Consider the following 11,340-nt stretch of genomic DNA (forward strand, 5'->3'; position numbering starts at 1 on the left):
TGCTCGGTTCGGTCGGCCTCGGGGATCTTGTCGTAAACGGCCCGGCGGGTCTGGTCATGATTGAACCGGCACAGACCATCGTCGTCGATGATCAGGCCCTGTTCGACCGCCTCGTGAAGAGCCTCCAGGGTGGTACGCCGATCGAGGCCGGCCACCGCCGCCGCCAGCCGGGTCGACGTCGGCTCGGCCATGGCCGCCAGCCCCTGCAGTACCTGAAGCGCCGTCGGGCTCAGTGCGCCGACCCTTCGCAGCAGCGCATCGGCGATGGAGGTCGGCAGCGCCAGCTCCAGCTCGACCGGTTCTTCCGGATCCAGACCGACGGCAAGGTCTTGGGGTTGCCGCAGCGATTCGATGACGAACAGCGGGTTGCCGCCGGTCAAGGCCGCCAGCTCCCCCGCCAATCCGGCCGGGCCGGCCTGGCGGGCCACCAGCTCACGAACCTCGGAATCGGAAAGCGGCCCCAACACGAGCCGACTTCCCGACGGGATCGCCTCGAGCTTGCCGATCCCCGACCAGACCGATGCCGACTGTTCCGCCTCGAAACGGCGGTAAGTCAAACACAGCAGTACCTGGCTTCGGACCAGACGGTTCCCGAGCTGGGCCAAGACCTGCATCGAGTCATCGTCGCACCAGTGGATGTCTTCCAGGACGATCATGGTCGGCCCCAGGCCGCCCTGAGCGAGGATGATTCGGGCCAGGGCCTCGCTCTTTCGCATCGACTCCTCATCGGGCCGGAGAGGGTTTCCCACGCTCGGGCCGTCGAACAGCGCCTCCAACTCGGGAAGCACCTCGGCCGCTTGCCGCAACCAGACCGGCTCGACCGTCTCCACCAGATGCTCACCCCGGATGCCCTCCAGCGAGGGCCTGAGGGCTTCACGCAACGTCTCGTAGGGCCTCATCGAGCTCAGCTCGGTGTGGCCGGCCGACAACACCCTGACCCGGCGCCATGTGGCCCCGTCGACCATCTCCTCGATTAGGCGCGACTTGCCGATCCCGGGTCTCCCTCAACCAGCACCACACCGCCGTCTCCGGCGACGAGCTCGTCGACCCGACCCATCAGCACGCCCATCTCCCGGACCCGGCCCACGATCTGGGCGTTTCCCGACTCGGCGTCACGCACCCGCACCCCAAGCGACGGGGCATCCGCTCGGATGCGCTCGGCCAGCTCGACCGTTTTGGCCGAGGGCTCCACACCAAGTTCGGCCCGCAACTCGGCCCGACATCGCTCGAACTGGCGCTCGGCCTTGCTGGGCTGGCCCACAAGGGCATGCAGCCGCATGACCTCCCGGTGCAGTTCTTCCTGGAGCGGTTCTTGTTCCACCAGGATCGAGGCGAACTGGAGCGCCTCCTCATACTGGGAGCGCCCCTTGTGCAACGTGATGAGCTGGCTCAGGCCGTTGTGGTACCGCTCCCGGATGCGGGACCGTTGCGGTTCGATCCAGTCGTCGTAATGGCCGGCCAGGAAATCGCCGGGGTAGTTCGTTACCAGCGCCCCGAGCCGTTCGACCAGCACCCCTCGGATGCGCCGGCTTCGCATCTCTCGCTCACATTCGGCCAGCTCGTCGCTGAAGGCCTCGGCGTCGACCTCGATCACCAGCCCCGGTGCGATGCCGACGTTGGAGGAGTTGGCCGAAAGCAGCACCGGGAAATCACTCTCGGCCGCCGCGTTCTTGATCTGCCACAGGGCATTGCTAAGCCGCTTACGGGCCCGATCCTCAGGCAGTTCGGTAATTAGTAGCTTTAGTTAGTAGCTTTAACTACTAGTAGCGTTAATTAGTAGCGTTAATTAGTAGCTTTAACTACTCTTCAGCGTTACTCGACCGTTTCTTCTCAAATGCACGAACTAGATCAAAGGTTTCTAGCTTTAGGGTAGGAGGTTGAGAAAAGTTTTCCTCCACTAGCTCATCGTCGAAGATGCTGTTATAGCTATACTCGACGCTGTGGCAGTTCATACAAACTTCCTTAACCATGCGATCGCGTGGTTTAAGAGTAAACGTATTGTTGTGATTAACGACAATTGTGTTTTCTGTATTTTCCAGCTGCTGACGAGGTAGATGACAGGTAGCACAGGTCACCGATTCACCATTAGGTCTGGGTAAGGTGCCTTGGTCAGCAAATAGTTGGGCATGCTTTGAGTTTTGATAGTTGAGGGAGTGGCTGTCATTATGACAGGTCAAGCAGGAATCTACAGAGGCTTGCCAGGTATCTACAGAATGGACATTGTGACAGCTGTTGCAGTTCATTTGCTTGTCCATCGCTGACTCTTTCATCGGCAAATGAGCCATTGCTGGTGTCAAGGGAGATAGTCCTTCTGATATCCGAATGCCATGCTTACCATACAGAAAGGTCTCAACCGCTACCTCATGGCAACTTTGACAACTTTCCTGGGTTGGTTTAACCACTAATTCTTTAGTTTCAGAGTCTTGGTGACAGCTAGAGCAGTTAACGTCTGCTAAGGCATGAGCACTGCCTTGCCACAACTGATTAATCTCAACTAATTCCGCTTGGGAAAGCGATGCAGCGGCGTCTTTGGGCACACCCCCATTGGCTACATCAATAACAGTGTTTGCGTTACCTCGGATAGCGCTGACCAATACCAACCCAATTAGGACGAGTACAATGGCAATCAGTTTTTTCATGACTCGCTCCCCAGGAATTCTTCACCTAAATCGGGAGTAGGCGCTTCTTCTAATTCCCCAGTAACTGTCCGCTCCAACAGTACAGGTTCTGGCAACATCGGCAACTGATCGATATTCTGACGCAGGAATCCTGTAGAGATGGAGCGGTGGTCGTGGAAGTTATGACAGCCTGCGGTCCAGCAACCATCCCGAGCAAATCCTGTATGACTGGCTAAGTCACCGGTGATGATGCCTTCATGGCAAGCCATACATAGGTCTGGCTTGAGGTGAACTCCTCGCCCAAACATATGGACGTGTTCGTTATGACAAGCAGTACAGGTCAGTACATCTATCTTGGTTAAGAGTTCAGCCCAACGGGGGTCACGGAACTTTTTAGCTCCGTGAGCATCTGCTGCCATTTCGGCTTCGTGGCAGCGCATACAGGTTTCGTTGGTGACCGGTTTAAACCCTTCATGACAAGAGTTACAGGAGACCTCAAACAAAACATGCCCCTCCGAGGTAGTGCCAGGAAGGAACACACTGCGATGATCTAACGCGAAGGCAGCGGTTAACCACGTTAGTAGGATCACCATCACACCGATGATGACTACCTTGGATTGGAGAATAGTGGGCTTAAAAAACTTACCCAGATTGCTTGCCATTTATTTTTAACTATTTACAACCCCATGGCTTACAAGAGCATGGCCAGGATCAGGGTAACAATTGCACCAGCTCCAAACACTCCACCGAATAATGGCCAGTTAATGTTGGTTTCCGGCACCTCATACTGTTGGGGGCTGGCTGTTGTCGCCTCTGGTTTTGGGGAATCTAACTCCACCTCTTCAGAGGAATAATCCGCACCATCCAACATGATGGTGGTAATCGCTCCGTAGGCGTCTACCCAGGCTTGCTTGACCTCTGGTGTCCAATCCGCACCCAAGTATTGCTCAAAGGTTTTTAGGAGGCTATTGCCCACTAATGGATAATGTTCTGGAAGCGCTCCATACTTAACATGTCTCGCTCCTAGTCCTTTGAGGGCTGCACCGAGGGTATCTGGTTTGCGTAGATTTTCTACTACCAGTACCAAGGAAGCCAGCAGTTTTTTCTGTTGCGCCACCATATCTGTGGTATCGAACAGAGGCTGGGCGGCTGGATAATCGGTGAATAGATTTTCGTAGAAGCTGGCTACAAATTCTGTAGCGCGAGGCTTAACCTGATCAAAGCTTTGTTCTAATAGTTCAACTTGTAAAGACATTGTTCTATATTACTCCGTGTGATTTACATGTTATTTACATGGGATTTAACTGTTAGTTTGGCACCCAGCACCCGATAATTACTTAAGCCCACTTCTGGGTTGGGGTTATTGAGGTTGAGAGCTTGACATCCGCTAAAGGTAGATGCCCAGTGGAGATAACCTCCCACCAGGCAGGATGTAAAGATGTCTAACTGTGTAAGGTTCCCACTGACTAACTGACTAAGTCGATGTGATTAGATCAATAGTCCATATCGATATCTAACGATAGGTTTCACAATTGGGAAACATCGTAGCTTTGGTTACAAATAATTTATAAAAATGAATAGTATGCATTAAACTATTGCATGTAATACATTTTCGATTTGATAATTAGGCTTTTGTTGGAGAACGCTTAAATTAGAGTCCGATATTCGGGTCGGAAAATCAGCTGTTCGTCGGATCAGTCTCCTCTGTGATCGAGATAGTAGTCAAATGCACTTAATTTGGTTGATGCAGTTAATTTTTTATTGCCGTGAGGCAACGATTAAACAATGCTGAACATTTTAAAACAAGCCAGTCTTGCTGGACAGCAGGAAAATTTTTCATTACTAACTCACCATCTTCAGCAGTTGTCCTTAGGGAAAAATGGTCAGACACAGCAGCGGTTAAATGATGAAGAGTTTCAGCTAGCCTTGAGTCTGGGATTACAGGTGCTCAAGAGTGGGGATTTTCAAGAAAAATGGGATTTAGTAAAGGTGCTACCAAAACTGGGGAAAGCTGTTATTGCTCCGGTAATCAGCATCCTAGAAGATGAAGCACTAGATTTGGAAGTCCGTTGGTTTGCTGGTCGGATCTTAGGTCAGTTTGATGACCCGGCAGTTGTGATGGTGTTAGTCAAATTGCTGAAGGATGGTGAGGATGAAGAGTTAGCCTATATGGCTTCTGAAGCACTGGCCAACATTGGGACTTCAGCAGTGGCGGCTTTAAGCCGTTTTCCAGAATCCCCAGAGGCCAGATTATTGGCAGTGCAAGCCCTGGCTCATATTCACCGTCCGGAAGTGATTGAGCCATTGCTGAGTGTGGTTAATGACCCCAGCTGGGAAATACGGGCTACTGCTATTGAAACCCTCAGTAATTTTCGCTCACCTTCAATTACTCCAGTCCTGCTGAACGCCTTAAGCGATAATGTGGCAGCGGTGAGGAAAGAAGCGGTGATTGGTCTAGGGTTACTACGCACTCTGTTGCCAGATTTAGATCTAGTCAAGCGGATTAAACCATTGCTTTATGACCTGAATTTGGAGGTTTGCCACCAAGCTGCGATCGCACTCGGGCGTTTAGCTACCTTGGACGCCCATCAAGCGTTAGTTAAGGCACTCCAGTCACCAGCTACACCAATCACTTTACAAATCGAGATTGTCCGTGCTTTCAGTTGGGAGTTTACTACCAATTCCCTACAACAGTTGCAAGCAGTGCTGAGGGAGGCAGCCACACCAGTCTGTCGGGAAATCATTAGCGTCCTGGGGATGGTAGAGTCAGACTATTTGAAACCCAAAGCGGCTGATATTTTGATCGACTTTTGTCAATCAGGGCAACTGTCTACTGAAGATCAGCAAATCAAACAAACTCTAGCTATGTCCCTAGGACAATTAGCTCAATTTGAATCAATACCCTTACTCAAAGACTTGGTCGCAGACTCAGATCACTCCGTGAGCTTGCATGCGATCGCAGCCCTGAAAAAATTCCCATTGTAAATTTTGATTGTAAATTCCCAGTAAATTCCCATGAGTCTAGGGGCGTAAAGCCTTCAGAGCCTACCGTTGCTAACGCTTGCATTTTTTTGTGCTATACTCTATACTTGTGGTTTAATTCAGAAGTGGGCTACCCCTTAACTCAAATCCCTAAGGTGGACGTTAATTGAGGAGAGCCGATCTGAGCCATCCATAGAGACAACAGAAAAATCAATAAAAAGCAAAGATATTGCGGAGCAAGCGTGGTTTAGCAGCCAATTCTGGGCGTTTGCTTCACGATTTTGCCACAAAAATTTGCTAGCATCAAGTACACTCGCGAACCCTAGGGGACGATTTGGCAGAAGGCCGTTGAGTAGTCCAGCCTCAATTGTTCCTAGACTTGCTCTGTGGATGGAGAAATACGAGTGAATATAAACGAAGATCCCGTATTCAAAGCACTTCTGAGTTCACTGAACACAAATCCAGGCTTTGACTTTACTAAGCACCAGATTCCAGCTCAAAAGTGTCTCAAACTTGAATCACTAGATACTAAGCAATCCTCTCTACAGCCGGAGCTGCTCTATGCTGCTCTAGAGGAACTCTCTACGGGTCTTGAAGAACTCAGCGAGAAGTATGAGGCTTTGCAAGCTGCTTATGCTGTCTTAGAATCACGGCAACAACATTACCATAATTTGTTTGAATTGGCTCCTGAGGGTTACCTGGTAACCAATGGTCAAGGAATTATCCAAGAAGCAAACTATGCAGCTGCTAGTCTACTCAACGTACAGCAGTATTATCTGGTCGGTAAACCGCTGATGAGCTTTATCTGTGAAGCTGAGTCTAATCGGTTCCACCACCAACTCCACCAGCTCCAGGAATTGCAAAAGCTCAAGGACTGGCAAGTGGTGTTGTGTCCACTGCATTGTAAACCTGTAGCGGTTGATATGTCTGTATCTGTCTGTTGTGACCCTCAAGGCAATGTTGTTAGTATCCACTGGCTGATACTCCATGTCACTGGGTTCTAGAACTGCTAAAAAAACTTGAAGTCAAAGACATCAGGGCTCTACAATGCAGTTTTAGCATTACCGTTTCTCTGGAATTGAGCAAACCCCTGAGTAAGATCATCAATTGCATAGCACAGATGGCTGATTGCCTCTATCCCCATCTTATTCGATCATCAATTAACTTCCCTGAGCCTCTATTCACCGATTAGTGTGGCGGGAATCGGGAATCGGGAATCGGGAATCGGGAAAAAATACGGCGTTGCTTAATAATGGAATGATTTTAAGAGTTTTGTGGAATAGGCATCTTGGTAGAACTGGCATCTTGCCAGTTTCATGCTTATTTTCGGGCGGGCAGGATGCCCACTCTACTCCTATTCATTGCTTGATTCAGCAAGCCAAAAATACTGTGTACCTGATAGGTATGAAAAATCCTGTAACTATCAGACAAATTCTGTTTCAAAGGTTTACTTTTCATCTTCTAGCAGCATTTCAATTACTTCTCGCAAATTTTCCTTTAACTCGTCTAAGGTTTCTCCCTGAGAATGTGCGCCTTTAAATCCTGGAATATAACCAACGTAGAGATTGGTATCCAAATCTCGCTCAACAATTGCAGTAAATGTTTTCATGAAATTATATTTTTTAAATTTAATAATGTCTTCTACTTAATAATATCTTATAGCGGTTTGCGACTTTTCAAGTAGCGTGAGCTTTTAGCTGACGGCTGACGGCTGACGGCTGACTGCTTAAGTCATAGCCCCTTAGCGCCAGTCACCGATTAGAACAAAGGGTGCCCAATCAGAGGGATCAATAAATTTACCATTTAATAGACTTAACTGAGCACGGCGGAGGGCTTCAGCTTTGGTAACGTTCGGTTGAGTGAATTCTTTGTAAAACTGAACCATTAGCTCAGCAGTGGATTGGTCTCTAACAACTCCCAGAGTGCCGAGAATACTGCCTACTTTAGACCTTAGGGCTAATCCCACTAATCCAAAAGGTGTTTGATTATTCTCTAGAGCAGTTTCATTAGAACTGAGGACGAGTAATTCAATCGGGTTGAATTTTTCCTGTTCTCTTGAACGCAGTAACTCCTCAAAGTCTTTGACTTTAATTTGTTCATCCCAAGCAAGTATAAATATATCTTCTGAATTAGAGCTTGGAAAACTTCTACCAATGCTTGCCAAGTGAACTACAGGGAAGTAAGAGGAGTTAAGTTCCTTTTCCAGGGCTGTACTAGTGAAGCTCTGATTAAGTAGGACTGAACTCGGTATCATTGAGCTAACTTGTTCTAACTCTTTCTCAACAAAGGGTGTTGCTGAAAAGTTTAGGTGGGATTGAGAAATTCCAGCAATCAAAGCTTTTAAAGGTCTTTGTTTCTGGGGCTGAGTCTCTAGCATCTGTAAAGCGGGGGTGACAGCAATGGCATATTTTTCCACTAAATACACATGATCACTGTCATAGAGAGCTGCCATGGAAATATTTCTTAGCGAACTATTTGACACAAATACCAGGGTCTTTACGCTACTTTTAGCTAACTCAGTTTCTACTGGTTTAATAAGCCATTCGTAAACTTTTTCAGACAATCTATAAAAGCTATTTTCTATAGAATTATTAGAAAGTTGCAACGATTTAATATCCTTAAGCGTTTGTTCAAATTCTTGTGGAGATAAAGTGGTTTGGTAGTGGTGCAATGGTTGACCGGGCAAGTGAAGAATTACTTCTAACCGGTCGTTCAAAATAATAGGATAGATTACTGCTGCTTGGGAATCAATCTGATCAATTTGGATTAGATTAGGATTCAAGGGAACTATATGACGGAAATTATTGAGTTCGGTTAAATGTAGAGATTCAATAACCTGACAGACTTTTATAAGATTTTTATTATGGTTATAGCCAGTTTTTTTAGCCTCTAAAAGTGACCCGATAAACCCCTGATAAACACCCTCTAAAATCTCTCTAAAAGAAACCTGTATAGCTGGATTTATCCTGGTTAAATCACTACCTAATGATTGGAGACTATCAAAAGCTTTGGCGTAAGCATACAATGCTCCCTGAGTATCTCCTTGATCTGTCAGCAAATGACCTTTAGTCATTAGAGCTTGGGCAAGAATGATTGAGTGTTCGCGAGATTTTATTTTTTCTGAATTTGATAAGAGTTTAAAACTATGTGAAACTGAATTAATTGCATGATTAAACTGCTTAAGTTGCTGATAACAAATTGAAATATTTATCAGCAGCATGGCTTGTTTGAGTTCATAGTCTTTAATCTCAAATGAAAGAACTGCTTGTTTCCAGGCTCTTTCTGCCTCAGAGTGCTGATTTGCTTTGTAAAGTTTTCCACCTAGTTCAGATAGCTGCGATACATTTTTAACTTTTTGCTTTGCTTTGTCAAGTTCTCTCTTGGCAGAATCAAGTTCCTGATAAGCTTGCTGGAGTCTTTGTTCGGCATCTCGTTCCTTTTGAGCGATTTGCTCCTCTATCTGCTTTTTCTCACTTGCTGCCAGAAACTGTTGATCTAAATAACTTAAATTCTTACCCTGTGCCCAAGCTTGAGCACTCTCTATAGTTTTACCGCGCAACAGTAGAGACTCATCCTGACATCCGGACGTCACCCAAGCCCTAAAGGCTTCCGAATAGGGGCGTAACTGAGCTAATTCTTGCTCTATCCAGTCCTGATTAAAGACTTCACGGTAGATCGGGTTATAAACTTTAAGAACTGGAGAGGTTCCAAGTCTGTGCTTGACCACTAATCCAGATAACTGTAACTTCCCCTCTTCAAAACTGTTATTAGCAACAACTTCCCCCTGCTGCCACACCTGCTGATACAATTCCAACAAATAGGCAGCCCGTTGCTCATTACAAAGAATGCGATCGCGTATGGTCTTCAAGTGCTCCGGTTCATCGGTAGCTTCCCAGTTGTCGATAAAATGCGATCGCACTAATTTCTCAATCCATACCTTCTCCCTCTCCCCCCTTGTTAAGGACTTCTCAATCGATTCCTTCTCCATCTCCCCCCTTGTTAAGGGGGGTTGGGGGGGATCCAAACTTGTCAAGGGCTTCTCAATCGATTCCTTCTCCATCTCCCCCCTTGTCAAGGGGGGTTGGGGGGGATCCAAACTTGTCAAGGGGGGTTGGGGGGGATCGAAACTTGTTAAGGGGGGTTGGGGGGGATCGAAACTTGTTAAGGGGGGTTGGGGGGGATCCCAACACCCAGAACTCACCACCAACTGACAAAGCTTTTGAGTAAGAAACGGTTGTCCTCCTGTCCACTTTACTATCTCCTCGATCACAGCCTGGGGGTTACTGACATGTCCCTCCAATCCCTTGACTAACGGCTCAACTTCATGGAGTTGAAAGCCATGTAACTCAACAGCTCGTCCAATATTAAACGGGGTGCGGTCTTTATCTGCTATTAAATCCCCTGGTGTCGCCACCCCCAACAGCACAAAACTGATCCGATTATAGGCAGAATTTTCTGCCCGTTTGTTATAACAGGCTCGAATTAGGGCAAAGAAATCATCTTTAAACGCTAGTTGCAGAACGCTATCAATTTCATCAATAAAAATAACAATCCTTTCCGCAATTTGGATCAGTAATACCTCTTCGATAAACTCCCGAAAAAGCTGTACTGGGGGAATATCTTTGTGCTCATTGAGCCAGCTCCGAAATGATAATTTTTCTTGTAGACCGAATCGGTTAATCAGAGTTTTGGTTAAGCCGCCATACCATTTCTCTGGGGTAACCTGTTGGGTTCCTAATTCCGTAATATCAATTGATGCACAAGCCACTCCCTGGTTTTGCAGCCGTTTCATGGTTCGCACTCTCAGGGAAGACTTCCCCATTTGGCGGGAATTCAAGACATAGCAAAACTCTCCAGCCAGCAACTGCTGATAAAGTTCCCCATCAGCGGTACGCACCACATAAGTAGTAGCATCCGGTGGTAGGCATCCCCCAACCTGATAGGCTCCTGTACTCATAGCAGTTCTCCAAGGCGGTCTCTAAAATACAGTCGATATAAATTACAACTGAGCCTGACCTGATTGCCCTGCTTTTTGACTAGCCCCATGCTGTACAACTTATAGGCTGCGATCAAGTCCAGATGCACAGGAGCGTTAGCATCAATGACCTGTAACAGTGCTTTGGCCAAGTCTGGGTGTGGTTGCAGCATCCGCCACAGATGTCGCAGGTGGTTAGCGTAGATGCCAGCATCTGTAGGAGCGGCTTGCAACAGTTGCGCTAGGGAGTCATTACCGTTGATTTGGCAGTGAGATAAGGCTTGCTGTACTAGATCAGGATGACCTCCCACCATCTCCATCAGTTGCTCCACAAGGGATTCACTCCAATCCTGTCCATGTTGTCGGGCTAATTCCTGGACTTGTTGGGGGGTAAATTCTGGTAATTCAATGGGCACTCCCACATTAAACGGGGATTCATTAATATTGAGGGGAATATAAACGTCTGTGGAATGGACAACCACCAACCGCAACCGTTTCCAGACCTGTTCCACTTTCCCCCGTTCGTGCCACGCCCTCAGCAATCCCAAAAATTCTGAAGCCACCTCAGGGTAGGGAAAAACTCGGTCTACTTCATCGAGACATAAAACCACGGGAGCGCCAGCTTCAGGCAGAAGATAGGTTACGGTCGATGCCCGGTATTATCCGGGGCACCTCCGCTTCAGAACTGCACGTGAAAGTTTCCCCTCATGCAGCTCCTAGATATCCTTTCCTTTCGGAGTGCTCCAATGTATCTGTTGGTGGCAG

General features: G+C 47.8%; 11 protein-coding genes. 2 read left to right on the forward strand and 9 right to left on the reverse strand.

Going from position 1 to position 11,340, the window contains the following annotated elements; genetic code table 11:
• The 5 genes from F6J94_RS21805 to F6J94_RS21825 form a co-directional block, all read right to left on the reverse strand.
• The coding region (locus tag F6J94_RS21805) for an AAA family ATPase (protein ID WP_293044086.1) at nucleotides 1–965 on the reverse strand (965 nt) is incomplete at its 3' end.
• A gap of 8 nt (nucleotides 966–973) precedes the next feature.
• Nucleotides 974–1,642, reverse strand: coding sequence for a bacterial transcriptional activator domain-containing protein (locus F6J94_RS21810; RefSeq protein WP_293044088.1), 669 nt, complete (start codon nucleotides 1,640–1,642; stop codon nucleotides 974–976).
• A 157-nt stretch (nucleotides 1,643–1,799) separates the two neighbouring features.
• Nucleotides 1,800–2,639 carry a cytochrome c3 family protein gene (locus F6J94_RS21815; RefSeq protein WP_293044090.1) on the reverse strand — a complete coding sequence of 280 codons (840 nt, stop codon included), beginning with the start codon at nucleotides 2,637–2,639 and terminating at the stop codon, nucleotides 1,800–1,802.
• Nucleotides 2,636–3,280 carry a cytochrome c3 family protein gene (locus F6J94_RS21820; RefSeq protein WP_293044092.1) on the reverse strand — a complete coding sequence of 215 codons (645 nt, stop codon included), beginning with the start codon at nucleotides 3,278–3,280 and terminating at the stop codon, nucleotides 2,636–2,638. Before F6J94_RS21820 ends, F6J94_RS21815 begins: the two co-directional genes overlap by 4 nt.
• Before the next feature lie 29 nt (nucleotides 3,281–3,309).
• A complete protein-coding gene (locus F6J94_RS21825; protein WP_075900247.1) occupies nucleotides 3,310–3,873 on the reverse strand; it encodes a globin family protein in 564 nt (187 codons plus the stop codon).
• 530 nt (nucleotides 3,874–4,403) lie between these two features.
• Between F6J94_RS21825 and F6J94_RS21830 the strand changes: the two genes are divergently transcribed.
• Nucleotides 4,404–5,603 carry a HEAT repeat domain-containing protein gene (locus tag F6J94_RS21830; protein ID WP_293044095.1) on the forward strand — a complete coding sequence of 400 codons (1,200 nt, stop codon included), beginning with the start codon at nucleotides 4,404–4,406 and terminating at the stop codon, nucleotides 5,601–5,603.
• Nucleotides 5,604–6,004: 401 nt separating this feature from the next.
• Entirely contained in the window at nucleotides 6,005–6,604 is a 600-nt protein-coding gene (locus F6J94_RS21835) for a PAS domain-containing protein (RefSeq protein WP_293044097.1), read from the forward strand.
• Between the two features lie 177 nt (nucleotides 6,605–6,781).
• Here F6J94_RS21835 and F6J94_RS21840 read toward each other — a convergent pair whose 3' ends face one another.
• The 4 genes from F6J94_RS21840 to F6J94_RS21855 all read right to left on the reverse strand — a co-directional run bounded on the left by F6J94_RS21840 (nucleotide 6,782) and on the right by F6J94_RS21855 (nucleotide 11,207).
• Nucleotides 6,782–6,904 carry a hypothetical protein gene (locus F6J94_RS21840; protein WP_293044099.1) on the reverse strand — a complete coding sequence of 41 codons (123 nt, stop codon included), beginning with the start codon at nucleotides 6,902–6,904 and terminating at the stop codon, nucleotides 6,782–6,784.
• Between the two features lie 143 nt (nucleotides 6,905–7,047).
• The gene (locus F6J94_RS21845; protein ID WP_293044101.1) at nucleotides 7,048–7,209 is read right to left on the reverse strand and encodes a type II toxin-antitoxin system HicB family antitoxin; all 162 of its coding nucleotides are present in this window, start codon (nucleotides 7,207–7,209) and stop codon (nucleotides 7,048–7,050) included.
• 132 nt (nucleotides 7,210–7,341) lie between these two features.
• Nucleotides 7,342–10,557: a CHAT domain-containing protein gene (locus F6J94_RS21850; RefSeq protein ID WP_293044103.1), complete on the reverse strand. Its 3,216-nt coding sequence runs from the start codon at nucleotides 10,555–10,557 to the stop codon at nucleotides 7,342–7,344.
• The gene (locus F6J94_RS21855; protein ID WP_293044105.1) at nucleotides 10,554–11,207 is read right to left on the reverse strand and encodes an AAA-like domain-containing protein; all 654 of its coding nucleotides are present in this window, start codon (nucleotides 11,205–11,207) and stop codon (nucleotides 10,554–10,556) included. Before F6J94_RS21855 ends, F6J94_RS21850 begins: the two co-directional genes overlap by 4 nt.
• Between the last annotated feature and the right edge of the window lie 133 nt (nucleotides 11,208–11,340).

Origin of the sequence: Moorena sp. SIO1F2 (genome assembly GCF_010672755.1) — a bacterium.
Classification (GTDB): Bacteria; Cyanobacteriota; Cyanobacteriia; order Cyanobacteriales; family Coleofasciculaceae; genus Moorena.